General features: G+C 45.8%; 27 protein-coding genes, 2 pseudogenes and 3 other annotated features. Of the genes and pseudogenes, 12 read left to right on the plus strand and 17 right to left on the minus strand.

The window, feature by feature from the left end; all coding sequences use genetic code 11:
• The first annotated feature begins 34 nt into the window (after positions 1-34).
• The 7 genes from albA to WA325_RS08230 are packed head-to-tail and all read left to right on the plus strand — an operon-like array spanning position 35 to position 6,711.
• On the plus strand, positions 35-1,381 hold the full coding sequence (gene albA, locus WA325_RS08200) for a subtilosin maturase AlbA (RefSeq protein ID WP_105954404.1): 1,347 nt from the start codon (positions 35-37) through the stop codon (positions 1,379-1,381).
• A gap of 12 nt (positions 1,382-1,393) precedes the next feature.
• Positions 1,394-1,555 carry an antilisterial bacteriocin subtilosin biosynthesis protein AlbB gene (gene albB, locus WA325_RS08205; RefSeq protein WP_024123213.1) on the plus strand — a complete coding sequence of 54 codons (162 nt, stop codon included), beginning with the start codon at positions 1,394-1,396 and terminating at the stop codon, positions 1,553-1,555.
• Complete coding sequence (locus WA325_RS08210; RefSeq protein ID WP_305934299.1) at positions 1,552-2,271, plus strand: ATP-binding cassette domain-containing protein; 720 nt, start codon at positions 1,552-1,554, stop codon at positions 2,269-2,271. Before albB ends, WA325_RS08210 begins: the two co-directional genes overlap by 4 nt.
• A complete protein-coding gene (locus WA325_RS08215) occupies positions 2,264-3,577 on the plus strand; it encodes a bacteriocin biosynthesis protein AlbD (protein ID WP_336183441.1) in 1,314 nt (437 codons plus the stop codon). The genes WA325_RS08210 and WA325_RS08215 overlap by 8 nt, the downstream gene beginning before the upstream one ends.
• Positions 3,567-4,730, plus strand: a complete 1,164-nt coding sequence (locus WA325_RS08220; protein WP_336183577.1) for an insulinase family protein — start codon at positions 3,567-3,569, stop codon at positions 4,728-4,730. The genes WA325_RS08215 and WA325_RS08220 overlap by 11 nt, the downstream gene beginning before the upstream one ends.
• Before the next feature lie 5 nt (positions 4,731-4,735).
• Positions 4,736-6,013 carry a M16 family metallopeptidase gene (locus WA325_RS08225; RefSeq protein ID WP_336183442.1) on the plus strand — a complete coding sequence of 426 codons (1,278 nt, stop codon included), beginning with the start codon at positions 4,736-4,738 and terminating at the stop codon, positions 6,011-6,013.
• Positions 6,010-6,711, plus strand: coding sequence for a bacteriocin biosynthesis protein AlbG (locus WA325_RS08230; RefSeq protein WP_336183443.1), 702 nt, complete (start codon positions 6,010-6,012; stop codon positions 6,709-6,711). Before WA325_RS08225 ends, WA325_RS08230 begins: the two co-directional genes overlap by 4 nt.
• 6 nt (positions 6,712-6,717) lie before the next feature.
• Here the strand turns inward: WA325_RS08230 and WA325_RS08235 are convergent.
• The 3 genes and pseudogenes from WA325_RS08235 to WA325_RS08240 all read right to left on the minus strand — a co-directional run.
• Positions 6,718-7,073 (minus strand): annotated as a pseudogene (locus WA325_RS08235) (YncE family protein); the annotation flags it as partial.
• Positions 7,065-7,232, minus strand: a pseudogene (locus tag WA325_RS21445) (YncE family protein); the annotation flags it as partial. The pseudogenes WA325_RS08235 and WA325_RS21445, both read right to left, overlap by 9 nt.
• A gap of 34 nt (positions 7,233-7,266) precedes the next feature.
• A complete protein-coding gene (locus tag WA325_RS08240) occupies positions 7,267-8,625 on the minus strand; it encodes a YncE family protein (protein WP_336183444.1) in 1,359 nt (452 codons plus the stop codon).
• A 228-nt stretch (positions 8,626-8,853) separates the two neighbouring features.
• Between WA325_RS08240 and WA325_RS08245 the strand changes: the two genes are divergently transcribed.
• Both WA325_RS08245 and WA325_RS08250 read left to right on the plus strand, forming a co-directional pair.
• A complete protein-coding gene (locus WA325_RS08245; protein WP_105954410.1) occupies positions 8,854-9,999 on the plus strand; it encodes a response regulator aspartate phosphatase in 1,146 nt (381 codons plus the stop codon).
• Complete coding sequence (locus WA325_RS08250; protein WP_024123223.1) at positions 9,983-10,102, plus strand: PhrC/PhrF family phosphatase-inhibitory pheromone; 120 nt, start codon at positions 9,983-9,985, stop codon at positions 10,100-10,102. Before WA325_RS08245 ends, WA325_RS08250 begins: the two co-directional genes overlap by 17 nt.
• Positions 10,103-10,207: 105 nt before the next feature.
• Here WA325_RS08250 and speB read toward each other — a convergent pair whose 3' ends face one another.
• The gene (gene speB, locus WA325_RS08255) at positions 10,208-11,080 is read right to left on the minus strand and encodes an agmatinase (RefSeq protein ID WP_105954411.1); all 873 of its coding nucleotides are present in this window, start codon (positions 11,078-11,080) and stop codon (positions 10,208-10,210) included.
• Between the two features lie 60 nt (positions 11,081-11,140).
• Positions 11,141-11,971, minus strand: a complete 831-nt coding sequence (gene speE, locus WA325_RS08260) for a spermidine synthase (RefSeq protein ID WP_059335162.1) — start codon at positions 11,969-11,971, stop codon at positions 11,141-11,143.
• Positions 11,972-12,171: 200 nt separating this feature from the next.
• On the opposite strand from speE, the gene WA325_RS08265 reads away from it, so the two are divergent.
• Complete coding sequence (locus tag WA325_RS08265; RefSeq protein ID WP_336183445.1) at positions 12,172-14,247, plus strand: transglycosylase domain-containing protein; 2,076 nt, start codon at positions 12,172-12,174, stop codon at positions 14,245-14,247.
• Between the two features lie 32 nt (positions 14,248-14,279).
• Here WA325_RS08265 and WA325_RS08270 read toward each other — a convergent pair whose 3' ends face one another.
• From WA325_RS08270 to WA325_RS08280, 3 genes are all read right to left on the minus strand, one after another.
• Positions 14,280-14,657: a hypothetical protein gene (locus tag WA325_RS08270; protein WP_336183446.1), complete on the minus strand. Its 378-nt coding sequence runs from the start codon at positions 14,655-14,657 to the stop codon at positions 14,280-14,282.
• Between the two features lie 187 nt (positions 14,658-14,844).
• Complete coding sequence (locus tag WA325_RS08275; protein ID WP_105954414.1) at positions 14,845-15,363, minus strand: YwhD family protein; 519 nt, start codon at positions 15,361-15,363, stop codon at positions 14,845-14,847.
• A 12-nt stretch (positions 15,364-15,375) separates the two neighbouring features.
• Positions 15,376-16,035, minus strand: coding sequence for a site-2 protease family protein (locus WA325_RS08280; RefSeq protein WP_336183447.1), 660 nt, complete (start codon positions 16,033-16,035; stop codon positions 15,376-15,378).
• Between the two features lie 108 nt (positions 16,036-16,143).
• Here WA325_RS08280 and WA325_RS08285 point away from each other — a divergent pair, with 108 nt between their 5' ends.
• On the plus strand, positions 16,144-16,332 hold the full coding sequence (locus tag WA325_RS08285) for a 2-hydroxymuconate tautomerase (protein WP_227598567.1): 189 nt from the start codon (positions 16,144-16,146) through the stop codon (positions 16,330-16,332).
• Positions 16,333-16,374: 42 nt separating this feature from the next.
• Here the strand turns inward: WA325_RS08285 and WA325_RS08290 are convergent, their stop codons facing one another.
• From WA325_RS08290 to WA325_RS08325, 7 genes are all read right to left on the minus strand, one after another.
• Positions 16,375-16,794: a MarR family transcriptional regulator gene (locus tag WA325_RS08290; RefSeq protein ID WP_024123229.1), complete on the minus strand. Its 420-nt coding sequence runs from the start codon at positions 16,792-16,794 to the stop codon at positions 16,375-16,377.
• Between the two features lie 118 nt (positions 16,795-16,912).
• Positions 16,913-18,829: a threonine--tRNA ligase gene (thrS, locus tag WA325_RS08295; RefSeq protein ID WP_336183448.1), complete on the minus strand. Its 1,917-nt coding sequence runs from the start codon at positions 18,827-18,829 to the stop codon at positions 16,913-16,915.
• 52 nt (positions 18,830-18,881) lie between these two features.
• Positions 18,882-19,106: a binding site (T-box leader), on the minus strand.
• Between the two features lie 32 nt (positions 19,107-19,138).
• Positions 19,139-19,365, minus strand: a binding site (T-box leader).
• Positions 19,366-19,396: 31 nt separating this feature from the next.
• Positions 19,397-19,621, minus strand: a binding site (T-box leader).
• A 52-nt stretch (positions 19,622-19,673) separates the two neighbouring features.
• Entirely contained in the window at positions 19,674-21,071 is a 1,398-nt protein-coding gene (locus WA325_RS08305) for an MFS transporter (RefSeq protein ID WP_336183449.1), read from the minus strand.
• The gene (locus tag WA325_RS08310; protein ID WP_326324399.1) at positions 21,068-21,541 is read right to left on the minus strand and encodes an Rrf2 family transcriptional regulator; all 474 of its coding nucleotides are present in this window, start codon (positions 21,539-21,541) and stop codon (positions 21,068-21,070) included. The genes WA325_RS08305 and WA325_RS08310 overlap by 4 nt, the downstream gene beginning before the upstream one ends.
• Positions 21,542-21,652: 111 nt before the next feature.
• On the minus strand, positions 21,653-22,153 hold the full coding sequence (locus tag WA325_RS08315) for a YwgA family protein (protein WP_024123233.1): 501 nt from the start codon (positions 22,151-22,153) through the stop codon (positions 21,653-21,655).
• 36 nt (positions 22,154-22,189) lie between these two features.
• Positions 22,190-23,491: an HD domain-containing protein gene (locus tag WA325_RS08320; protein WP_202852779.1), complete on the minus strand. Its 1,302-nt coding sequence runs from the start codon at positions 23,489-23,491 to the stop codon at positions 22,190-22,192.
• A gap of 161 nt (positions 23,492-23,652) precedes the next feature.
• Positions 23,653-23,877, minus strand: a complete 225-nt coding sequence (locus tag WA325_RS08325; protein ID WP_024123235.1) for a DUF1450 domain-containing protein — start codon at positions 23,875-23,877, stop codon at positions 23,653-23,655.
• A 214-nt stretch (positions 23,878-24,091) separates the two neighbouring features.
• Between WA325_RS08325 and zapB the strand changes: the two genes are divergently transcribed.
• Positions 24,092-24,868: a cell division protein ZapB gene (zapB, locus tag WA325_RS08330; RefSeq protein WP_024123236.1), complete on the plus strand. Its 777-nt coding sequence runs from the start codon at positions 24,092-24,094 to the stop codon at positions 24,866-24,868.
• A gap of 140 nt (positions 24,869-25,008) precedes the next feature.
• On the opposite strand, the gene WA325_RS08335 is transcribed toward zapB, so the two are convergent.
• Positions 25,009-25,899, minus strand: coding sequence for a carboxylate/amino acid/amine transporter (locus tag WA325_RS08335; protein ID WP_105990782.1), 891 nt, complete (start codon positions 25,897-25,899; stop codon positions 25,009-25,011).
• Between the two features lie 151 nt (positions 25,900-26,050).
• On the minus strand, positions 26,051-26,896 hold the full coding sequence (locus WA325_RS08340; protein ID WP_105954421.1) for a lipoate--protein ligase family protein: 846 nt from the start codon (positions 26,894-26,896) through the stop codon (positions 26,051-26,053).
• Positions 26,897-26,907: the final 11 nt, after the last annotated feature.

A 26,907-nucleotide genomic window follows, 5' to 3' on the forward strand; every position in this document is an offset into this window, starting at 1 on the left:
TTATATTTGAATCATATGTATAGGGGATGGTATTTTGTTTATAGAGCAGATGTTTCCATTTATTAATGAAAGTGTAAGAGTCCACCAGTTGCCTGAGGGCGGCGTGCTGGAAATTGACTACTTGCGTGATAACGTCTCGATCTCTGATTTTGAATACTTAGATCTCAACAAAACGGCTTACGAGCTTTGTATGCTGATGGACGGTCAAAGAACGGCTGAACAGATTTTAGAAGAGCAATGCGCAAAGTATGATGAGTCGCCGGAAGACCATAAGGACTGGTACTATGACATGCTCAGCATGCTTTTGAACAAGCAGGTCATTCAGCTTGAAAACCGGCCCCGCTTTCACAAAATCGCCACCAGCGGAAGCAATGAATTTCCGATGCCGCTGCATGCCACCTTTGAGCTGACGCACCGCTGCAATTTAAAGTGCGCCCACTGCTATTTAGAAAGCTCGCCGGAAGCGCTCGGCACCGTATCCATTGATCAATTTAAGAAAACGGCTGATATGCTGTATGATAACGGCGTTTTAACGTGTGAAATCACAGGCGGCGAAATTTTCGTCCATCCAAACGCCAATGAGATTCTTGAATATGTGTTAAAGAAATTCAAAAAAGTCGCCGTCTTAACCAACGGAACGCTGATGCGAAAAGAAAGCTTGGAAATGTTAAAAGCCTATAAGCAAAAAATCATCGTCGGCATATCACTGGATAGCGTACAGTCCGAAGTGCATGATTCATTTAGAGGGAGAAAAGGCTCTTTTGCCCAAACCTGTAAAACGATAAAATTGTTGAGTGATCATGGTATTTTTGTCAGAGTCGCCATGTCGGTTTTCGAAAAAAACATGTGGGAAATCCACGATATGGCCCAAAAGGTGCGCGATCTCGGGGCGAAAGCGTTCTCTTACAATTGGGTTGATGATTTCGGAAGAGGCAGAGATATTGTCCATCCGACGAAAGATGCCGAACAGCACCGCAAATTTATGGAGTACGAGCAAAATGTCATTGATGAATTTAAAGATTTGATCCCGATCATTCCGTATGAAAGAAAACGTGCGGCGAACTGCGGCGCCGGCTGGAAATCTATTGTGATCAGCCCGTTCGGAGAAGTACGCCCGTGCGCACTCTTCCCGAAGGAATTTTCATTGGGAAATATATTTCATGATTCATATGAAAGCATTTTTGACTCCCCTCTTGTCCATAAATTGTGGAAAGCGCAGGCGCCGCGGTTCAGCGAGCATTGCATGAAAGACAAATGCCCGTTCAGCGGCTATTGCGGAGGCTGTTACTTAAAAGGGCTGAACTCCAACAAATACCACAGAAAAAACATCTGCTCCTGGGCGAAAAATGAACAATTAGAAGATGTGGTCCAGCTTATTTAGGAGGGAAACAATTTGTCACCAGCACAAAGAAAAATGTTACTGTATATCCTTTCATTTATTTTTGTCATCGGCGCGGTCGTCTACTTCGTAAAAAGCGATTATTTGTTTACGCTGATTTCTATCGCCATCGCCATTATTTTCGGTATGCGCGCGCGGAAGGCTGACTCGCGATGAGCATTTTGGATATACACGATGTATCCGTGTGGTATGAGCAAGACAACGTCATCTTAGAAAACGTAGATTTACATTTAGAAAAAGGCGCCGTTTACGGACTGCTTGGGGTAAACGGCGCCGGAAAAACAACGCTGATCAATACGCTGACAGGGGTAAACCGCAATTTCAGCGGGCACTTTACGCTGTGCGGCATTGAAGCGGACGCCGGCATGCCGCAGAAAACATCAGATGAGCTGAAGATCCGCCGCTACTTTGCTGCCGATTATCCGCTTCTATTTACAGAAATTACGGCGAAGGACTATGTTTCTTTCGTTCATTCTTTGTATCATAAAGATTTCTCAGAGCAGCAATTTAACAGTTTGGCAGAGGAATTTCACTTTTCCCAATACACAAACCGGAGAATTTCCGAGCTGTCCCTCGGCAACAGGCAAAAGGTTGTGTTGATGACCGGGCTATTGCTCGGGGCTCCCCTGTTTATTTTGGATGAGCCGCTTGTCGGCTTGGATGTGGAGTCAATAGAAGTTTTTTATCAGAAAATGCAGGAGTATTGCAAGGCAGGCGGAACGATTTTGTTTTCTTCCCATTTGCTCGATGTGGTGCAGAGATTTTGTGATTATGCGGCCATCCTTCATCACAAACAGATCCGGAAGGTCATTCCGATTGGAGAGGAGACTGATCTTCGGCGTGAATTTTTTGAGGTGATCGGCCATGAATAACCTGTTTCCGATTCTGTCATTGCTGTTCAAACAGCTTTACGGCCGCCAAGGAAAAAAAGACGCCATTCGCATCACCGCAGGGCTTGCCGTTCTGGCCTTGTTTGAAATCGGGCTGATCCGCCAGGCAGGCATTGATAAATCAACCTTAGGAAAAACATACATCACGCTCGCGCTTCTGTTTATGAATGCGTACATGGTGTTTCTCTCTGTTACATCCCAATGGAAGGAATCTTACATGAAGCTGAGCTGTCTATTGCCGATCTCTTCCCGGAGCTTCTGGCTCGCTCAGAGTGTGGTTTTGTTTGTTGATACTTGCTTGAGAAGGACGCTCTTCTTTTTCATATTACCGCTGTTCTTATTCGGAAACGGAACGCTGTCAGGAGCACAAACCCTGTATTGGCTCGGCAGATTTTCGTTTTTTACTGTCTATTCGATTATTTTCGGCGTTTTGTTAAGCAATCTTTTCGTCAAAAAAAGGAGAACGGCACTCCTGCTGCATGCGGCGGCATTTACCTGCGTGTGCTTCAGTGCGGCTTTGATGCCTGCCGTAACAATCCCGCTATGTGCGATTCATATGCTCTGGGCTATTGTGATTGACTTCCCTTCATTTTTGCAGGCGCCTCAGCAGCAGAGCAAAATGCATTCTTTTATGCGGACATCAGAATTTTCATTTTATAAAAGAGAATGGAACCGGTTTATTTCCTCCAAAGCGATGCTGTTAAATTATATCGTGATGGGAGCATTCAGCGGCTTCTTTTCGTTTCAGATGATGAACACCGGCATTGCCGATCAGCATGTCGTCTATATCGTAATTAGCGCTCTCCTGCTGATTTGCTCACCGATTGCTTTATTGTATTCTCTTGAAAAAAATGACCGGATGCTGCTGATCACACTTCCGATTAAACGCAGAACGATGCTTTGGGCGAAATATCGCTTTTATTCCGGTTTATTGGCCGGCGGGTTTATTTTGATTGCCATGATAATGGGCTTGATCAGCGGCCGACCGATTTCACTTTTGACTTTTTTGCAGTGTATGGAATTGCTGCTGGCAGGGGCTTATATTCGGTTAATTTCAGATGAAAAAAAGCCGTCCTTCAGCTGGCAGACGGAGCAGCAGCTCTGGAGCGGTTTCTCTAAATACCGTTCCTATGTATTTTGTATTCCTCTTTTTTTAGCTACTTTAACAGGCACTGTTATTTCCTTGGCAGTCATTCCGATTGCCGGGCTGATCATTGTCTATTTACTGCAAAAACAGGATGGTGGTTTCTTTGATACAAGCGGAAAAAGAGAACGGCTTGGAAGTTAACCTGCTGACGACTGATCAATTTTCAACCATCTCGATTGCCGCGAGCTTTCTGAAGCCGATCGAAAGCGCGGCGGAACCTGAAGAAGAAACGATCTATTTTTATGGCGCGGCTGCACACCAGAAGCAAAACATCATCGACACTTTCGGCTATGCCGCCGGCCGCCGCTTCATGTATTCAGCAAATCTCTTTTTTGACCGGCAGCTGAAAACGTACGGGACCCGCATGATTCATCCGTTATATGCTGAGGGATTTCATACAGATGCCGTTCTGAACACCTTTGTTAACATGTCCTCCTTTCCGGCTTCTCTTTCTGCCAGCGCAGCGGAAAAGGCAAAAGCTGAACTGCTGCTGAAAATGGAAAAGACATTCGCTGACCCGTTCTCCTATTCAGCAGCCCGTCTGGCGGAGGAAGCCTTTGGAAACCCGATGTACGGCACTGCCATGTTTGGCCGGAAAGACAAGCTTATGGCTGTGCATCCTAAACGTTTTCTGGATGCGTCGGAATTTATCGCTGATTTATTTTCTCAGCAGAAACAGCTGAACATATTAGGAAACATACAATCCTGTGATGTTCAGAGTCATGCCCCACAGGCGTCCGCCATGTCTGCTGTAAGAAAACCTGTGAATCAGCATATTTTCGAAACAGAGACACGCAGCACAGCAGGTCCGTCCGTTATGACACTTGGCTTTGACTGCGGGGACATGAAAGATGTCCGCGATTATTTAGCCATCCAGCTGATAGACGGATTGCTCGGCAAGTACGGCCATTCCGCTTTATTTCGGCATTTTCGCGAAAAAGATCTGGCCGTTTATCATGTGATCACCCGCTATGACATTATGAGCAATATGCTGCTTGTTTCCGTATGCACTGACCAGCTTCATGAAAACGAGATTCCTCCAAGAGTTTTGGAAGCTGTATCGCGCTTCCACGCGGATGAACCGGAATTAAAAAAGGCACAACAATTTTTAATCAATGAAATCCTGCTGCAATTTGATTCTCCTGAAGGACTCTTAGCCTATATGGGAATTCTGCGCCGTTTCTCTTGCAAAAAAGAAGACTTGCTGGACAGCATCTCAGCGGTCACGTGCCGCGATTTGCTGCAATTCATCAAAAATCTTACATATATCGGAGCTCATGTAGTAAGGGGATGAGAGATATGGAAAAGGAAGCCTTTTTTCAACAGCTGGATGAACGAACCGATATCAGATACACAGACAAGGGAATGAAAATATTCAGGTTACAGTTTCCCCGCGCCCATTTAAGATTGTGCAATGTCAAAACCGGCTTTGGAAGCCGGGATATCCGTTTACAGTCAGAAACCGGCGGCCGGATGCTGCCATATGGCACAGCGCACTTTTTAGAACATCTCCTCTTTTGGCATAACGGCCGGAACCTGTATAGTGATTTTTTTGAACACGGCGCGCTGTTAAATGCGTTTACCACTTACACTGATACAAATTTCATGTTTACCTCATTGCCGGATCGGCTCAGACAAACCATTCCAATCCTGCTTGACGCTTTATGGAACCACTCGTTTGACGAGCAGATCATTGCTCAGGAAAAAGCCGTGATTACAAGTGAAATCGAAACGGCGCTTCTCAACCACCGGCTTCATTACCATTATCAGCTGATCCAGATGCTATCTCCTGCCTCACCAGCCGCAGTCTTCCCCGCAGGCAGAAAAAAAGACATTGAGGCTCTGACGATCTGTGATCTGCAGGAAGCCTATGCTGCCGCCTACCAGCCCCATCGGATGACGCTGTTTCTGATTGGCGGCCCAGAAGATGCGGAAAGTCTTTTGCCTTCTCAGCTCAGGCTGGAAAAGCGTTCTGGCAGCCGCTCTGACAGAAAGATCGTCCCTGCGTGCCCTCCCCTCTCACCAAAAGAGGTAAAGGGTGATCTGGAGCGGCCGGAAGACACTTGGACCGGAATACAAATCGGGGCGCTCCCAGGAGAAAACGGACTTTTGACCTTGAAGCTGTACTGGGACATTGCCTCTCGCATCCTGTTTCACATGGATTCGCCGTTTTTTCAAGAGATCCGGCAAACGTACCGCTTGAATATCCAAAGCCTATCAGCGGATGTTCACTTATCAGAGGATGGCGGCTTTTTGATCCTTCACAGTAAAGGGGCGCATTCTTCCGCATACATCGATGCGGCATCTTACTATATCACGCAGCAGAAAAACCGTACCGAAGCCTGGCTTGAGTACGGCAAGGATTCTTTAGTCAACGCGATCATCTATGACAGTGATTACGCGCGTAAATGCTTTGAATGGGCGGCAGAGTGTGAACAGTACGATTGCTCGTTTCTCGGCCTTTACCGCACCATTCAGCAGATGAATTCTCATGATTTCTTGGCTCTCATTGAAGCAATGGTTTCTTCTCACAAAGCAGTCATTCATGTACCCCAGAAAGAAGTGATGAGACAATGAAAAAAAGCACTGTCTTTACTTTATTATTGCTGCTTGCGGCCATGGCGGCTTATTCCTTCGGCTGGTTTCACTCAGGTGCCGAAGCCGCGGGCCAATATGTACAGCTGATCAAAAATGACGCTGCCCGCCTTGGGCTGTTGGCTTGTGCAGCTTCCGTACTGATGCTGCCCGCCTTTTTGTATCTTCACTACGTGACGCAATCTGTCAAAAACATGACAGCAGCTTTTCAGAAACTCACACAGTCTCATCAAAGCTGCTGTGACTTTCAGCATCGCAAGCTGTGCAGCCGTTATGCCGACGATGTAAAATCGCTGCGCGACAGCTATAAGGGCATCCGCCAATCATATGTGATGGCTGCTGTATTGTATCAGGTTATCGTTTTCGGCTGCATGTTTGAAATCGTCAAGGCCGTTCCCTTCAGCTTTCACACTGCCCCTGCCGTTACAATGGGGCTTGCGGTGTTACTGATTTTGTATTTATTGTTTTATATGCGAACGTACTTGCTGCAGCTTTTTCAGCATGGAAACCTGTTCAGAAAAGTGCTGGTGGGAGTGCTGACAGGAGCCGGGATTTGGTGGATGCTCAGTTTTACTATAAGTGAACTGGTGTTTCTGATCATCTTAGCTGCCATCCAGCAGATCGGATCTTTTGTTTATAAACGATTCTCTTACCGCAGCCCTACTTCTCTCGATCTATAAAAACATCTACATTGCAATCGCGGACGGACCGGCGCCAATCGGAATGACCGTCACGGCTGACTCATCACTCGTGCGGTACACGGTCACTCATTGTCGCCGGGCTTTGTCGGATGTTACTGTTAGGTCATAGACATTAGGAAGAGACACGTTTGCAATGATCCTTTGTGCAGCAGTATTAACGACATATACATTGTTAATGAGAAACGGTTCACTATAAGGCTCTAGAAAATAAGCCCTAGTACTATCCAAGAAAATACAATTGTCCTCAAAGTTTCAAATAGACGGTCAAAGTCACCTCCCCTGCTCAAGGGTGACAAACTGATCTCTGTTACACCCTTCGGCCCCAGTTCACCATTCATTACGTCTGTACTCCATGTAACCGCAGCGACTGCTTCCGCAGGATCAACGACAAACCCCTCCGGAACTTCAATCGGCACTTGAAATAGCACTTCACTGCTGGCATCTTCATCATAAAAACAGAAACAATTTTCCTGTAAAACAGAAAAATCATTCTTTTTCATGATTTCACATCTCTTTTTAGAAATGCATAGTTGATTAAATCGCAATGTCACTCGGTGAAACGCCAAGCGATATGACAGTTTCCACAGAATAATCATCCGTGTTGTAAACAGTGATGCTTTGCTCTATAAAATTTGTTGCATACAGAAATTCGCCATTCGGGGTAAACGCAAAGTCTCTTGCCGATTGCGGAAGATTTCCTATTACGCCTGCACCACTTGGGCTGACGGAATATAGATTGTAAGTGAAACCATCAAACAAATACACCCCTGATCCGCTCTTAAACATTCGATATTCACCTTCATACTCCAGCTCTTGGGTGCTGCTGATCGTAAATGTATTTAAATCAATCACCGTCAAATAATTGAAAAAGAATTCTTGTTCTAATACATAAAGGTAACGTTCCGGCCAACCCGTTTCTAGGGCATTTACGATAAGATCCCGCTCAATGATTCCTGTCACTTCACCTGTGTTTAAGTCCAATCTTTGCACTGAACCGAAACCAAGCAGATACGCGAACAATCCATTTGGATCAATTGCAACATCAAAGCCTTCAAAAGGAATAGACCTTTCAATAGTTAAGGTATCAATCCCTATCACATCTATGGCACCACCGGCGACAACATAAAAAAATTCGTGTCCAGGTATAAAAGATATGGATTCCGGCGGCTGATCCAGCAAAATAGAAGCTGTAACACTCAATGTGTCTTGATTGATGACAGAAATGACACGATCATAGTAATGCAAAACAAACACAGAGGTGTTATCTGGCGTCTTTTCTACCCTTGTAGGTTGGTATGGAAGAGAAATCGTCGTCACAACAGTATGAGTGTTTGTATCAACCACAGAAACCGACTGATCATCTGGATTCGCTGTAAACGCATAAACAGGCTCCGGCTCAGGCTCCGGGGCGAGCACAATCGTTCCCGTCACCGATAAAGGACTGCCGTAAAATGGCGGGACGACAACAAGGTTCTCGATCGTAATGTCACTGACATCCGGACAATCATCCGGTTCATCAGAATAATAGACAACTTGATCGATCTCTGCATTGTGAATGACAGAAACAGCCCCCTCCCCTTGTCCATATTGGTTTCGCACAGGTGAGACACTGACAAGAAGCGTAACGGTTCCCTGCAGGCGGACTGCAAATTGAACACCGATTTCATCAGGCTCAGGCCCCGTCTCAATTAAGCAACGTTCACTGACACAAGAAAGGCTGTCTGCATTCCACGTGACGTTTGCAACAGCTTCAGCCGGATCAACGACAAACCCCTCAGGCAATTCAATCGGCGCTTGAAACATGGCTTCACGACTGGTTTCTTCCTCACAAAAACATAAACAATCTTGTGCAGCTTCTGCTTTTTCTTTAAAGGAAAGCTTGTTTTTCCTCATTTCATCACTTCCTTTTCAGACATACACTGCTCACGCAGATACAACAGAATATGGAAGGTGAATGTGTTTGCTTGTACAAACAGCCGAGGGTAAAAGCTGTTTTTGAAGAAATTCCGGCCACCATGCGGTGTAACGAAAGAAAAGATTGCGGTTTTTTTGCGCTTCTCACAAGAATGATGATGATAAAATATGACATATATAGAATAATGAAGGGAGGGATTTTCAAACGTGACAAGTGTCATATCTTCTTCTTCCGTTGGAGAAAAGATTAATGAATGGTATATGTACATACGCCGATTCAGCATACCGGATGCGGAATATTTACGAAGAGAAATCAAACAAGAGCTGGATCAAATGGAAGAAGACCAGGATCTTCATTTGTATTATTCACTGATGGAATTCCGGCACAACCTGATGCTTGAGTATCTTGAACCGTTAGAAAACATGCGGATAGAGGAACAGCCGCGACTGTCCGATTTGCTGCTTGAAATCGATAAAAAACAGGCTCGTTTAACCGGACTGCTTGAATACTACTTTAATTTCTTCAGAGGTATGTACGAACTGGACCGCCGGGAATATATATTAGCCATTCAATTTTTTAAAAAAGCAGAGAGCAAACTGACTTTTGTGAAAGATAAAATTGATAAAGCTGAGTTCTTTTTCAAAATGTCAGAAGTTTATTACTATATGAAGCAAACTTATGTGTCCATGGACTATGCACGTCAAGCCTTTGAAATATACAATGAACAAACTACATATGATATCAGAATGATTCAATGCCAGTCCCTGTTTGGAGCTAACTTTTTGGATCTGAAACAGTATGATAAAGCAATTGCTCATTTCCAAAAAGCTTATACACTTGCTGAGGCGGCGCAGCAGCCGCAGCTAATGGGAAGGACGCTTTATAATATTGCACTTTGCAAGCAAAACCAACACAGTCTTGAATCAGCGATAGAGTATGTAAAAAAATCTATTCATGTATTTGAAGAATCGAAAATGCTTCCTTCACTGCCACAAGCTTTTTTCCTAATTACACAAATTTATTTTAAATTAGGTAAGATTGATAACGCTTGTGAATATCATAAAAAAGGAAGAGAATATTCAATAGCTGCCGGAGACACTGTGTACGTAATGGAGTTTGAATTTTTGGAATCTTTATACTTGTCTGGACCTGATGAAGAAGCAATAGAAAAATGTTTTGTTTTCCTTGAAAGTAAAATGATGTATGCTGATATTGAAGACTTTGCACTCGATGTTGCTAAGTATTATCATCAGCAGGAAAATTACAAAAAAGCATCTACTTATTTTTTAAAGGTTGAAGAAGCAAGACAGCACATTCAAGGGGGGGTGAATTTATATGAAATGGAAGTATAAATTATTACTCGCTTGTTTAGCTGTGAGTGCTGTGTTTGTCACAGTAGAAGTATCAAATTCATCTACAGAGCATTTTGATGTTGCACAACGTGCTATGATCTAAGACCGCCTTTATCGGCGGTTTTTTTCGTCCCCTCTTTCCACCTTGTATAAGATGTTTGCAAATCATGGGAATAAAAAACATCCAGACAAAGTCTGGATGTTTCTCTTATTTCACAAACCCAAGCAGCATTTCACGAATGATTTTGCTGGCTGTGTTTGCCGTTTGCTCTGAGTGATCGTAAATCGGAGCTACTTCCACTAAATCTGCGCCCTTCACGTTTACTTCTGAGCGCGCGATTTCATGCACGGATGCAAGCAGTTCTTTAGACGTGATGCCGCCTGCGTCAACGGTTCCTGTACCCGGTGCGTGAGCAGGGTCTAATACGTCAATGTCGATTGTGACATATACCGGACGGCCTGCCAGCTTCGGAAGAACCTCTTTCAGCGGCTCAAGCACTTCAAACTTAGAGATGTGCATGCCGTTTTCCTTTGCCCATTCGAACTCTTCTTTCATACCGGAACGGATTCCGAATGAATACACATTTTCCGGGCCGATTAATTCCGCCGCTTTACGGATCGGCGTTGAGTGAGAAAGCGGTTCTCCCTCATAGTCGACGCGAAGATCCGTATGTGCATCAAAATGAATAATCGCCAGGTCAGGAAATTTCTTGTACATTGCTTTCATGACAGGCCATGACACGAGATGCTCCCCGCCCATACCCATCGGGAATTTTCCTTTTTCTAAAATGCTGTCTACATATTCTTCAATCATATCAAGACTTTTTTGCGGGTTGCCGAATGGCAGCGGAATGTCACCGGCGTCAAAGAAGTTCAGGTCCGCCAGATCACGGTCCAGATACGGGCTGTATTCTTCAAGGCCGATTGACACCTCGCGGATTCTTCCCGGGCCAAAGCGTGATCCCGGACGATAGCTCACCGTCCAGTCCATCGGCATGCCGTAAAGGATGGCGTCCGCCTCTTCCCACTCTGGACGGCTCGCGATAAATACTTTTCCTGAATAAGCTTCATCAAATCTCATCTATAAAACCCTCGCTTTCCTTTAAAAAAGCGCAAGATTCGCTCCTGCGCCATACATTCTTTATTTAATCAGGTCACTCACAAATTTCGGCAGAACAAACGCCGCTTTATGAATATCTTTTGTGTAATATTTCGTGTCAATATCAAAGAAACGGCTGTCTTCCACTGCAAGCGGATCATATGTTTTCGAACCGATTGTAAATGTCCACAAACCGCTTGGGTATGTCGGAATGTTCGCCGTATACAGCTTCGTAATCGGGAAGATTTCCTTCACGTCACGCTGTACATTTGTGATCAATTCCGGTGTGAACCATGGGTTGTCCGTCTGCGCGACAAAAATGCCGTCTTCTTTCAGCGCCTTCGCGATTCCGGCATAGAACCCTTTTGTAAACAGGTTTACCGCAGGTCCGACTGGTTCAGTTGAATCTACCATAATGACGTCGTATTGATTTTCAGATTTCGCAATGTGCATAAATCCGTCATCCACCTGCACGTCAACACGCGGATCGTCAAGTTTTCCCGCAATAGAAGGAAGAAACTTTTTAGAGTATTCGATAACCTTGCCGTCAATATCAACAAGTGTCGCTTTTTTCACGCTCGGGTGCTTCAGAATTTCTCTGATGACGCCGCCGTCACCGCCGCCGACTACAAGCACATGCTCCGGATTCGGGTGCGTAAACAATGGCACATGCGCCACCATTTCGTGATAAACGAATTCGTCTTTTTCAGATGTCATCACCATGCCGTCCAAAAACAGCATGTTGCCGAACTCTTCTGTTTCCACCATTTCTAAATGCTGAAACTCAGTTTGTTCTGTATGTAATGTTTTATTAACCTTCAATGTAATGCCAAAGTTTTTCGTCTGCTTCTCTGTGTACCAAAGTTCGCTCAATTGTCATCTCCCTTTCAAGGCTGTATTCATTTATTGTAAGCGTCTTTTCAGCTTTTATTCCCGGTTGAAATCGCATTTTCACCTAAGGAAAAAGTATAGAGGATGGCGGGAAAAAAGTAAAGATGCGTCCTGTCACGCGATGTTTAAAAACAATCTTTTTTTCTCATAATAGTAGAAACATAAAAAAAGGGGGAACCATTGTGGATGCAATGACAAATAAACGGCTGAGACTGACGCTCAAAACCGTTCGCGCCTTTATCTTTCTTGGGGCTTTCGCGTGCTTAGCGGCAGCTGCTGTGTTTATGACTGTCATTTTGATAGCCAAATACCAGGGCGCTCCCTCGGTTCAAGTGCCGCAATCCACGATTTTGTTTGCGAGCGACGGCTCAAAACTCGGGGAGACGAACTATGGCGAAAAACGCTATTGGGTCCCCTTAAAAGACATGAATCCGACGATTGTAAAAGCGACGGTGGCGATTGAAGACCAGAACTTCTATGATCACCATGGCTTTGATTATAAACGCATGGCCGGTGCGGCGCTGGCCGACTTAAAAGCGCTGGCCAAGGTGCAGGGCGCAAGCACCATTACCCAGCAATATGCGAGAAACCTGTATCTTGAACACGACAAAACGTGGAAACGCAAATGGAATGAGGCATTCTATACCATTCGTCTGGAACAAAACTATTCTAAGGACGAGATATTAGAAGGCTATTTAAATACGATCTACTACGGCCACGGCGCCTATGGCATCGAAGCAGCGTCCCGCCTCTATTTCGGCAAGCATGCCAAAAACCTGACAGATGCGGAGGCGGCGCTTTTGGCCGGTATTCCGAAAGGCCCTTCCGGCTATTCGCCTTATGTCAATGAAACAAAGGCCAAGGATCGCCAAAAAACAATTGTGCGGATGATGGAAAAGCAGCGGATGATCAGCCGCAAAAAAGCGGACGAGCTGATCAAAGAGCCCCTTTCCTATCAGCCGTTGAATAAACACGCCATCAGCAGAAAAGCGCCTTATTTCTATGATAATGCGATGAGAGACCTGGAAAAAAAACTCGGCATGACGCGGGAGCAAATTGAAACGAGCGGGTTAAATGTGTATACAACCGTGAATAAACGGCTTCAGCGCATTGCCGAGGAGACCATTACCGAAACGGTTAACGCCGGTTCTGACATTCAAGTCGGATTTTCAGCCATTGATCCACGCACAGGAAACGTTCTCGCTCTTGTCGGCGGCAGGGATTATCAAAAAAGCCCGTTTGACCGGACGACACAGGCGAAACGCCAGCCCGCTTCGACAATCAAACCGTTACTTTATTATAAAGCGATTCAGAGCGGGTTTACGCCAGTGACACTGATGAAAAGCGAAGAAACCGAGTTTCAAATCGATGCAAAGGGAGAAACCTATTCTCCAAGCAACTATAACGGTTACTACGCAAACAAACCGATCACGCTTCTTCAGGCCCTGGCGCTGTCTGACAACATTTATGCTGTGAAAACCCATCTCTTTCTCGGAATGAACAAGCTCGTTCAGGCGGCAAAGGAATTTGGCATCACCGCGCAGCTCCAAGCGCTGCCATCCTTGGCCCTCGGCACGGAGCCGGTGCGCCCGATTGAGATGGTCAACGCCTATGCCATGCTGGCAAATGGCGGAAAGAAAATCGAACCGACCTTTATCACGAGGGTGACTGATGCGGCCGGACATGTACTGTACGAAAGCCCGAATCAGCAGAAACAAGTGCTGGATGAAAAAGCTGCCTTTGTGACCGCTAATATGATGACAGGCATGTTTGATACAGATTTAAACGGCTATACATCCGTGACAGGACGGACAATCGCGGATCGCCTGACTAGAACCTATGCGGGAAAATCAGGCACAACAAGCGCAGACAGCTGGATGATCGGCTTCAATCCGAAGCTGGCTGCGGGTGTATGGACGGGCTATGACAAAAATAGCACCATCGACTCAGTCGCAGAAAAAAACTATGCCAAAACCATTTGGGCGGAGTTTATGGAGGATGCGCTCAAAGGAGAACCAGAAACAGCCTTCAAACCGCCAAAAGGCGTGACCGGCGTCTATATCGATCCGGCAACAGGCTACTCCTCCGGCCCCGGCTGCGCAGCCAAGCATTACACGTATTTTGTGAAAGGCACAGAGCCAGCGAATGTGTGCTACGGCTCAGAGCCTGTCAAACAAACAAAAGACCAGCATCCAGTCAAGGAAAAGCACGCTTCCCCGAAAAAGTGGTGGGACAAATGGCTGGGACGGAATCATTAAAAAATAACCCGGCTGCCTGAATGCCGGGTTATTTAATATGGTTCTTCCATTATCCATGGGAGCAGCGTCACGCAGTCAAGCTGGAGAACGGGTTTCGGGAATCCTTCGGGGATAAAGTGGTCATATCTCGGCACTTCAAATGATATATACCAGTTACGGTCCGGATCCCATTCTTTTTTCCCTTCTACAATACGTCCGACCATAAAATAGCTGGCCACATAAAGATGACGGTCACCCTCCTGTCCAAATTCATTAATATCCGTACAAACAGACGGCTGAAGACCAAAATCCTCAAACATTTGCGCCTTCTCACGCGGCAGTGTTTTCATTACTTCCCGGTAATTTTCACAGAGAAGACACCCGCACATATCTTCAATATCTTTCGCATACTGCCTTCTCGTTTCCTCCACGTCCGCTTCAATGACCCAATCCTCATGGTTTGAAACATGATATCTCTCCTATCTGCCAAAAAAAATGAAAAACCCCGAGTCTTGGTTCGGCTCGGGATTTTCCATGTCCTATTTCTGTATCACCAGTTTACTCAATGTTCACAGAAAATAATTCAAATTTTCTAAAAGTTCACAGAAAGTTCACAAATTAATTTTCTTCTTGAAGCAGGCCTTTTTTCAATTCATCAGAAGAGCGTTCCCACAAGCCTTGGTCATGGTTTTTCAGAAATTCGCCAAGCACTTGCTTCGAGCTGTCATCCATTTTATCAATGATAATGTTCCGTTTCATCGATTTATCCATCAGATTCACATGCTCCGGGAGCGATTTGTAGCCTCTTCTGATGCTTCTGTCGACCGTCAGTTCACAGGCTGTTACCCCTGCGTAATAAGGGCCCTCTTCTCTTCTGTCAATCGTCACCCACACAAGCCAGTATGGTTTTCCGTTTGGAACATCTTCTTTATTAGGCAGAAATTTAATGCCTTTTTCAACGACGCTGCGGGCGTGCATCGCGCCGATATCAACGAACGCTTCTTTTTCCTCTACATCAACGAATACAGGTGAAATATTATCCAGGCTGAGTGCGCCTACGCCAAAGCCGCCGTGTCCGTCTGTCGGATCACTTTTGATAATATTAAACCCGATTGATTTTTTCTTTTTTTCTTCCATGAGTTCTACCTCCTACAAAAGCGGTTGAAATATCGCTGAAAACAGCTGTAAAATCCGATCTCTTCCGGCATTTAGCATTGGCCAAAGCACGTAGGATCCGAGCGGTGTCACAAACAGTACCAAAAAGACGATAAAGCCGTAGCTTTCCGCTTGCGTCATCTTGGCACGCGCCCCCGGCGGGACGAGATCTTCAATAATACGATAGCCGTCGAGCGGCGGCAGCGGCAGCAGATTAAATAAAAACAGAACGAGGTTCAGCTGTATCCAGATTGAAAAGAACTGGTCCAGTCCTGTACTGAATGCCGCAAGCAGTTCCATTCCGTAAGCATGCATCAACACTAACAAAGAGAAACCGATAAACGCAAGAATCAGGTTACTGATCGGCCCGGCAATGGATACGAGTACGCCGGCCAGACGAGGCTTCTTAAAGAAACGGCGATTGACGGGAACAGGACGAGCCCATCCAAAGCCGGCCACCAGGATCAAAATGGTTCCGAACGGATCAAGGTGTTTGATAGGATTAAGCGTCAGTCTTCCTTCTTTTTTCGCCGTATTGTCACCAAATTTATATGCGACATAGGCGTGAGCGAGTTCATGTATTGTAAACGAAACAATTAAGGTAATGACCAAATATGGCATTAGAGACAACGGGTAATATAAAAAACGGTCCAAGTGAGATGATCCCTCTTTCTAAAAATGCAAGAATTTACTTTATTCAGTATACTATAAGAAGCCTCTTTTCCTAAAGAGAGGAAACGATATAAAGGAGGATTCACACCTATGCCATACGTAACCGTCAAAATGCTTGAAGGCCGTACAGACGAGCAAAAACGCAATCTAGTTAAGAAAGTAACAGAAGCCGTGAAAGAAACGACCGGTGCCTCTGAAGAAAAAATTGTTGTCTTTATAGAAGAAATGAGAAAAGACCATTACGCGGTCGCAGGCAAACGCCTCAGCGATATGGAATAATCTGATATTAAGCCGGCGCTTCGCAAGCCGGCTTTTTCATCTCTATTTCGTCATTTTTTCAATAATAGCTAAAAACGCTGCCTTCTCTTCAGCAGTCAAACGTTCAAACATGCCGTCAATCAGCTGCTGGCGATTTTGAATCATCTGAAGAGCCGCTGCCTGCCCCGATTCAGAAAGCGTAATCCAAACGGTGCGGCGGTCATTGTTATTTCTGGATCTCTTAATAAACCCTTCCTGCTCTAAGTGATTCAGAGCGGTTGTGGTGGCAGACGGAGACAGCGTGACCTCTTTTAGAATGTCCTTTATGGTGCAGCTCCCGTGTCGATATATAATCCGCAGAATAAATCCTCTTACATTATTCACATGTTTCGGAACGGTGGCTTCATCTAATAGTTTCGTGCTTTTCAAATATTTTGTTAGTGCGTGATCCAGCAAATTTGCTTCCAGTTTGTCATGATCCATGTAGATTTCCCCATTTCGAGATGCATTCATAACATACGAACGATATGATTACTTATTATTTTACTGATACCAGATAGGGAAAGTCAAAAAAGCAAACAGCGAATTCGCAACTTTTCTCCTACATGCTTCGATTTTTCACCTGTTCGACAATATTCTCTTTAAATACCTGAAAAGGAACTTGTTCACTCTTCTGATGTCCGAATTGACGGACGTTTACCGCCTTTTCACTCACTTCCTGGTCCCCAAGCACCAGCATGTACGGGATTTTCTGCATCTGTGATTCTCTGATTTTGTAGCCAAGCTTTTCATTGCGTTCATCAATATTGGCTCTTATCCCGAGCCGCTGTAGCTCAGACTGCACCTTTTCGCAGTAGTCCAAATGAACGTGAGAAACCGGTATAATTTGGACCTGCACCGGCGCAAGCCAGACTGGAAAAGCTCCGCCAAAATGCTCGATCAGAATGCCGAAGAAACGGTCAATTGAGCCGAATACCGCTCTGTGAATGACGACGGGACGAACCTTTTCATTGTGCTCATTAATATATGTTAAATCAAATTTTTCCGGCATTTGAAAATCAAGCTGGATTGTGGCGCATTGGTGGCTCCGCTTCAGAGCGTCTTTAATATGAAAATCGATTTTCGCTCCGTAAAACGCTCCATCCCCTGCGTTTACTTCATAAGGAAGACCCAGATCCTCAAGGACGTGTTTCAAGGCGTTTTCAGACATTTCCCACACGCTGTCTTCACCTGATGAATCCTCCGGGCGAGTGGAAAGCTCAACCGTATACTCGAAACCGAATGTGCGGTATACCTCGTCAATCAGCCGAATGGCTTCTTTAATTTCACTCTCGATTTGATCCTCCCGAACAAAGATATGCGCGTCATCCTGGCAGAACGTCCGGACGCGGAGCATTCCGTTTAGAGCACCGCTGTATTCATGGCGGTGCACCTGGCCGAACTCCGCCATACGAATCGGCAGATCACGATAGGAGTACAGGCTGTTTTTAAAGATGAGCATATGGCCGGGACAGTTCATCGGCTTCATTGCAAATGCAGTCTGATCTACTTCCGAAAAATACATATTGTCGCGATAATGGTCCCAGTGCCCCGACTGCTCCCATAACCGCTGATTCATCATAAACGGCGTACGCACCTCGGCGTAGCCGGCATTTGTTTGCAGTTCACGCGAAAAGCGTTCCAGCTCATTGCGGACAATCTGCCCTTTTGGCAAATAAAACGGCATTCCCGGAGCTTCTTCCGAGAACATAAACAGCTCTAATTGTTTTCCCAGCTTGCGGTGATCCCGTTTCGCTGCTTCTTCCAGCACATGCAGATGCGCCTCGAGATCTTTTTTCTTTTGAAACGCAACACCGTACACCCGCTGAAGGACTTCATTTTGGCTGTCTCCTCGCCAATAAGCACCCGACACCCGTGTTAATTTGAACGCCTTGATCATTCCTGTTGAAGGAAGATGCGGCCCGCGGCACAGGTCAACAAATTCTCCCTGCTGATACAGCGTCATTTTCTCCCCGCGCGGAATGTCTTTCAAAATCTCCAGCTTAAACGGCTCGCCTTTTTCTGCAAAAAGCGCTTCAGCCTCCTCGTAAGAAACCTCTATTCGCTTGATATCCATATTTTCGTTTATAATATGCTTCATCTCTTTTTCGATGGCCTCTAAATCTCCGGAAGTCAGACTCCGATCAAGCTTCATATCATAATAAAATCCGTCTTCAATGACAGGCCCTATTCCCAAGGACGCTTGGCCGTACAGCCGTTTCACTGCCTGAGCCAGCACATGCGCTGATGTATGGCGAAGCACCTGCAAGCCTTCTGGAGAATCCAGTGTGATAATTGAAAGCTCAGCATCTTCCTCCAGCTTGAAGCTGACATCAACGAGCCGGCCATTAACCTGTCCCGCTGCTGCTTTCTTTTCCAAACTGGAGCTGATGGACGCAGCCGCCTCTTTGACTGTAGTGCCTTTCGGATATTCCTTTACCTGTCCGTCCGGAAGCTGAATACTTACATGTTTACTCATTTCAAACACTCCTTATTAATTGTTGTATATAAAAAAACACACCCGTCCCTCTGTAAGGGACGAGTGTGTGATTAACCCGTGGTTCCACCCAAGTTCCCAACGAACTTTCATGTTCATCGGCTCGGTGCTGTAACGCAGCATAAACGGCATTGGATACTGATTGTTCCCCAATGCTGCTCCAAGGCGGTAAATGATATTCCTAAGCTGGGAAGCTCGCACCTTTCCTCCCCTCTCTGAAAACCGTAAATATCATTCATGTCCTTTTCATCGCATTTCTATATGTATATAAAAAAACACACCCGTCCCTCTATAAGGGACGAGTGTGTGTGATTAACCCGTGGTTCCACCCAAGTTCCCAACGAACTTTTATGTTCATCGGCTCGGTGCTGTAACGCAGCATAAACGGCATTGGATACTGACTGTTCCCCAACACTGCTCCAAGGCGGTAAATGATATTCCTAAGCTGGGAAGCTCGCACCTTTTCTCCCCTCTCTGAAAACCGTAAATATCATTCATGTCCTTTTCATCGCATTTATTGACTCATATAAAAAAACACATCCATCCCTCGCAAGGGACGAATGTGTTAAAATTCGTGGTTCCACCCAAATTCCCAACAAACATACATGTTCGTCGGCTCGGTGCTGTAACGCAGCATGACGGTATCAGATACTTAATTTCCCCGATACGGCTCAAAGGCGGTAAGCTGCTTTCTCTGCGTTAGGAAGGTTTCAGCTGATCCTTCCCTCTCTGGAAACCGTAAAAAGCATCTCGTGTCCTTATCAGTGCCTGTTTGAATAATTTCATATATCTTACTATATATTCCTTGAAAAGACAATGGACGATTTTAAGATGATGCAGAAGCGGACGTTTCTTTATGAAAAGTCAGAAACCGCCACACAAGGAATGCGGCAAGACTGTATGCCGCGCCCATCATCAAAAACGTAAACCCAGCTCCGGTGTACCAAGTGGCGGACAGATGAATGACCACTCCGGAAACCGCTACGCCAACCAATGCCCCGATTTGCCGGTTGGCATTTAAAGCTGCTCCTGCGATATTGGCATGCTCCTGTCCCGCTGTCTTCATAATCACAGCCGTCATGGCAGGAACCGTAATGCCGACACCAAGATTCATGACAGATGTCAGAACCGCAAGCTGCCAGTAAGGCAAATCCGGAGAAACCAGGACAAATAACAGCAATGCCATGATGCAGCTGACAGCCATTGAAACAAACATAAGAAGCCCCGCTTCAAAACGGTTCGCCAGCCGGGCAAACAGCAGATTTCCGACCACAAAGACAGCCATCATCGGCAATAGTTCGACTCCCGCTAAAAAGGAACTTGCGCCTCTTGCTTCCTGCAAAAATAGACTCAGCATAAACATACCGCCGAAAAGAGCAAAATTCAGCAAAAACCCAACGAACTGCGCTGCCGAGAAACGTCCATTCTTATATAATGACGCAGGAAGAATAGATGTTGCCGAAAAAATTTCTCTCAGAAGAAAAAGCACAAACGCCAAAACCGCCGCCGCGAAAGCACCGAGAATGGAGAGCGAACTCCAGCCTATTGAAGCGCCCTGTATCAGCGCAAATGAAAGAAATCCGAGAGCCGCCATTCCAAGCAGATGCCCTGTGATATTCACCCGGCTGCCTTTTCCCGGGAAACTGCTGAGCGTTCGATAGGCGCAAATAAGCGCCGCAACCCCTAACGGCACATTGATCAGAAAAATACTCTGCCACCCTGCCGCATTCACCAGAACACCCCCGATAAAAGGCCCCAGTCCGGAGGCGGCGGAGACGAGAGCGGCCCACAAGCCAAACATTTTGGCCCGAACCCGTTCATCGGGGTAAGAGGCAGCCAAAAGGCTGAGTGAACTCGGCATAAACAAAGCCGCGCCAAGACCCTGCAACAGCCGGCCTGCGATCAGCATTTGGCCATTTGCTGATACAGCGCATAGACATGAGGCAAGAACAAAAACGGCCAAACCCAGCATATAAATGGTCTTTGAGCCGTAACGGTCAGCCAGCGCACCGCCGGCCAGCAGAAGCGAAGCAAATGTAAGCATGTACCCGTCTACAACCCACGTCACACCTGAAATTGAAAGAGAAAGAACGTTTTTCATATCAGCAATTGCAATATTCACCACGGTCACATCAAGCGTAGCCATGAGAAAACCGAGAGCGAGCACGATTAACACTGAGATGCTTGTTGATCCTGATTGATGTAAAGGCCCGCTGTTTTTCATTGCCATTGCCCTTTCAGCTGATGATGTACCCAATCATCGATTTTTTCGAGGTCATAAAGTTTCCCGATTCTGTTCATGACACCCTGCAAGGTTTCTTCCTTCATCAGCGAAGCCCATTTATCCTCAATGTCGCCCATTACCGTCTCCAGCACACAGGGATTTCCGCTCTCAAATACAGATGGCAAAAGGCCTTTTCCTTGATACATGGAACCTCTTCCTTCAACAGCTTGATAGACATCATAGAGGGTAATATCCGTCAAAGGCTTCGTCATCGTAAAGCCTCCCTTCGTACCTGGTATAGACTCTGCCAAACCAGCCTGCACCAAAGTTCTCATCAGCTTTTTCAGATAAGACGGAGACATGTGCAAGCGCTGGCTGATCGCCTCTGATGTTAAAGAAGCCTGCACGGGCAGCCGTGACAGTAACAGAAGTACAGAAACTCCCTGCTCCATTCCCGATTTCATTTTCATTATGTCCCCTCCCGATTCATTATGGATAACTATTATCCACAATAGATCCATTAGCAGGTTTTGTCAATAAAAAAAGCAAAAGAAACGATTCATTTCTTTTGCTTGGTATGGTTAACAAATCTGCTTCAGCTCTTCTATGTATTGAAGCGCTTCGTCATATTCTTCATTGGTATACTTTTGCTTGCTTTTGATTGTAAATACTTTCTCTTTCTTTTCCTCAGCCTCAAGCCCGTCAAAGTAAAGAATCGTGGAGACCAGCTCTAAAAACCGTGATGAACGGTTGTTTACACTGTCAATATAGTGCTTGATATCAGGCATATCAAGATCGGCGTGGTCTAAAAACGCGGAGCCCGTCTCTGTCAGCGAATAACGGTATTGAAAGTAGCCGCCCTTTTTTTCCTTTACCTCATGCAGGAATCCAAGGTTGCACAGCTCTTCAATTTGGAGCGTCAGTTCCTCCGAATACGGCCCGTAAAAGTGAAAATCATATTTCTCATAGAAAGGAAACTGCATTTTCTTCGCAATATAAATCATTTTTTGCAGCTTCTTTCGCCCGATGATTTCTCCAGAATCCGAGAACACCTTCATCAGTTTTGCATGTTCTTTCAACAAATTCCCGACATCTCCTTTTTCCTTCTTTACCAATTTCTATGTCAGTCCCAGCAGCTGCCGGATTTTCATTTTCGCTTCCGGGTGTTCAGTGCCGTCACAAATCAGGTCCTTCGGATAGTACAGTTTGTGGTCCGTCCGCCGCTTACCGGAGATGGATTCCACAATGGCCGACTGTCTGGACAGCTCTTTAATTTGACCGTTTTGCGTCAAGAGATGGATCGGCAAACGCTCCTCTTCCTCTCCTGGACGGTAAAAATCGTATGGCAGATCTGAAGAAGAATCCACGACCAAATAATAGCTCGGATCGATTCCAGCCTCTTTGAATAATGAGGTCAGCTCAAAATAGGCCGACATCTCTTCATTCGGATTAAATTCAACGTATTGGAACAGCTGGCGGTTAATGAATCTGCGGCACAAATCGGATAAAATCGGGTCTTCTTCATCCTCCCAGGCCTGGAAATAATACAAAATAATAGATTCATCCAGCCTCAAATAATCCTCCAGCGTCAGTTTCCCTTCAAAAATAGAATAGAAATGAACCGGAGCATGAGTGAACACATAACCTTCATCATGGAGCTGCTTCGCTCTGTGGAGAATCTTCGTTAAAATAACCTCCGCACTTCTCGTCACAGGGTGGAAATAGACCTGCCAGTACATTTGGTAGCGGCTCATAATATAGTCTTCTACAGCGTGCATTCCGCTTTGTTTAATGACGATTTGATCCTCACGCGGGCGCATCACCCGGAGAATCCGCTCCATGTCAAAATGGCCGTAGCTGACGCCCGTATAGTAAGCGTCGCGCTGCAGATAATCCATGCGGTCCGCGTCAATCTGACTCGAAATCAGGCTGACCACTTGTTTGTTTTTATATGTTTTGGCAATGACTTCAGCAACATCCTGCGGGAAACGCGGGCTCACCTTTCTGAGCACCTGATTAACCTCTGTGTCTCCCAAAATGATATCTCTTGTAAAATCTTCGTGGTCAAGATGAAAGACTTTTTCAAATGAATGCGAGAACGGCCCGTGCCCGAGATCATGAAGCAGCGCCGCGGACAAACAGAGTTCGCGCTCACTGTCATCCCATTCAGGACGGCCTTTAAAGACATCATCAACCATTCTCCTGACAATTTCGTAGACACCGAGAGAATGGTTGAACCGGCTGTGCTCAGCGCCATGGAACGTCAAGTACGTCGTGCCGAGCTGCTTGATTCTGCGGAGACGCTGAAATTCGCGGGTTCCGATCAGATCCCATATCAGCTTGTCCCGTACATGGACATAGCGGTGCACCGGATCTTTAAACACTTTTTCTTCTGATAATTTTCCATTTGGATACGCCATCGTCATTCCCTCTTTTTTTTAGCCGTGTTTCTATTATATCGACTCTATTCTTTGAAAACATCCTTGAATTTGTCCGGCGATTTGTTCCATCTTTCCGAAAATCACATGATGTGAAGCAAAAAAGCCTGACCAGAGGGCCGAGGCTGTGAAAAAATATGTTTTTACTTTTTTAATTTCTTTTTTACTTTGTCAATCAGCTCATCCTCTGTCGGAGCTGACAGCGGGCGATTGTTCACAAAAGCAAACGATTTTTTCCGTCCGGGCCCGCAATAAGATTGGCACCCTACCTCAACCTTTGCGTCCGGGTCTACTTCTTTTAAACGCGGCAGCAATGTTTTGATATTAGTGGCTTGGCAATCATCACACACTCGAAATTCATTAGCCATGACGTACGCTTCCCTTCATTTCTATGTTCATCTATGTTTTAAACCTAAAATCGCTTTGTCGAAAAAATCACATCACTCCTCATTGTACAAGGATTCGACTGTTCCTGCAAGCCGCTTCAGCCTCCGTATCTCCTATTCTTCCAGCCAATTTGTATAAATATTTTCCAATCTGGACATTCTAATATCATGAAAAGAAAAATGGGAGTTGAGATAAATGACAAAACAGCGCCAGGACGCTTGGTCAGAAGAAAATGATTTGCTTTTAGCCGAAACTGTGCTTCGGCATGTAAGAGAAGGCAGCACTCAGCTGAATGCCTTTGAAGAGGTCGGCGATAAATTAAATCGGACGTCCGCAGCCTGCGGATTCAGATGGAACGCGGTGGTGCGCCATCAATATGAAAAAGCGCTTCAGCTTGCAAAAAAACAGCGGAAACAGCGCATGAGAGCCCTCGGAAACGGGCAGCCTGCGAAGAAAAGACTGTTATATCAGCCTCCTGCGGTTGATCCCGAAACAATTCAAGAAACTGCAGTACAGGAGGAGCAGGTGAAACCTGAAACCCCGACTGCCGAAAATGAGAAGCAGGCTTTGATGTCAGGCGAGCACATGCCTTTTGTGGATGACAGCTTTAAGGAAGAGTTAGCTAGTCTATCACACTTATTGTCTCCTCAAACGTCTGCGCCTGAGATGACGATGAATGATGTCATCAGATTCCTGCAGAATTACGAAGGCAACCATGAGCAATCCTCAGCTTTAAAAATGGAAAATGAGCGTTTAAAGAAAGAAAATCAAGAATTACAAAGCAAAACAGAACAGCTGGAAGCAGAGGTTCAAAAACTTGAAAAAGATCAAAAAACGATCCAGGAAGATTATGAAACCTTGGTAAAAATCATGAATAGAGCCAGAAAACTAGTTTTATTTGAAGATGATGAACATGCCTCTCCGTCCTTCAAAATGGACCGGAACGGAAATTTAGAAAAAATGGCGGAATAGCTTTTAAAAACCCCAAAACGATGTCATGTTTTGGGGGTTTGCCATTAAAAAATCCCCTTTTCCTTTTAGAAAAGAGGATTTTCTGTTTTTGCGGCGGCTCCGTTAGTCTTGTAAAATGAGCCCAAGCTTATGCTAATCTATTAAGACACATGAGCCGCTTCAGCTGGCTTTTGCTTGCGAGGCGCCCCTGAAATGACCAGAAGCCCTAACAGCATCAGCACGATGCCGAGCCATGAGGAAAGAGAAAGCATTTCACCTATGAAAAACACACCCAGCAGTGAGGCGGTCAGCGGCTCAGCCAGGGACAGTGTAACCGCTGCCGAAGCCGGAACTCCGGTGAGCCCTTTTGCAAACAAAAAGTAGGCCGCGCATGTCGCAATTAACCCGATGTAAAGGCTCGTTCCCCATCCTTTTGGGGTCAGCATCCAAGAGAGATCCGACTGCCACAATAGCGGCATCAGCAATATGGCGCTGAGCATAAAGACAACAGCTGAGGTAGCTCTCGGCGGCTGTGTTTTCATCATTGATTTACTGATCAAGGTATAACCCGCAAAAGATGCACCTGCTCCAATCGCCATGAGAACCCCTGACACATCAATCCGAACATTGGAGCCGTCTGAAAACAGGAGCCAGCATCCCGCCAAAGCCAATACAGTTGCAATCCACCAGGAATTTCGCGGACGTTTTTTCAAAACGGCCCATTCTAAGCTCCCGGCAATAATAGGCGCACTGCCGATGGCAATCACTGTCCCAACTGCAATCCCTGTTTCTTTTACGGCAGTGAAAAAAAGCGGCTGATAACAGGCCATACAAATCGCTGCTAAAAACACGGGAGGCCATGACCAATTTTTCACGTGAAGCTCTCGGCTGATCCAGACCACAAGAAGCATTGCGCTGCCGCCTACCAATAATCTGACCGCTCCGAATGCCAGCGGGGTGGCGCTTTCTGGAGCCAGCGCCTGAACAGTGCCGGTTGTTCCCCAGAAAAAAGCCGCGATCAGCACAAACAGGCTGTAAACATTCCCTTTCATTTGCCTCTCCCCTTTGTATGCAGATGCTGCTGTTATTTTATCGCTTTTTTTGCTGCAATTGTTTTCTGTTTATAAGAAAGATTTATCTGAAAACAAGATGATAGGCGAAAAAAAAGCATGCCAGCCGTATCGGCTGACATGCAAACGGCGTTCATCCAAACACCTTTTCATTCCGTTCTGTCATCCGGACAAGATTTTTCTCAAATTCCAATTCCTCGTCAATGGACAGTCCGGCTGAGTAGAGGTGGGTGCTTAACGCTTTTAATTCCGTAAGCAAAGCAAGCATTAAATCCTGTACGGAGATATCGGTATGCAGAAGCTCACTTAACGATGCCATGGTTTCCGGACGTATATCCGGGTAGACGCCTTTTTTGTCGTTTTGTTTATCCTTCAGGGCGGCTTGATAGAATCGTCTGATCAGATCTGCCCTCTCGCTGCCGCTTTTATCTGCACAGAGATAAATTTGAACGGCTGCACCGCCGCGAAGACGTCTTTGAGAAATGCCGGCGAACTTTTTGCCGTCAATGCTGAGATCATAGCTGCCTGGACAATAGGAGCCCTCAATTTCATAGGCTTCAATCTTTGCCCCGTACGGCTTGAGCATCCGTTTCATCAGTTCCACCATTGCTTCGTATCCTCTGTCTATATCGATGCCCTTCTTTTGGTCCTCGAATATGAGAGAAATATTTAAAACGCCTTCATCCAAAACAACAGCCAGACCGCCGGAATTGCGGACGATGACGCGGTATCCCTCATTTTCCAGCAGGGCAATGCCGTCCTGCAAAAACGGGAGCCGCGTATCCTGGATACCGAGGACAATCGTGTCGTGGTGCACCCAAGAGCGTGCTGTCGCCGGCGACACGCCTTTTCCTACAGAGGCGCACAGCGTATCGTCCATAGCGAAGGAATGCTTCGCGTCAAATAAAGGGCCGAGACTGGATTGGTCAATGACTCTCCATGTCGGCTGCATCAGTAAATCAATCGGTTGGTTTGCCATCTATGTAAAAC

This window comes from Bacillus sp. 205(2023), assembly GCF_037027485.1.
Classification (GTDB): Bacteria; Bacillota; Bacilli; order Bacillales; family Bacillaceae; genus Bacillus; species Bacillus halotolerans.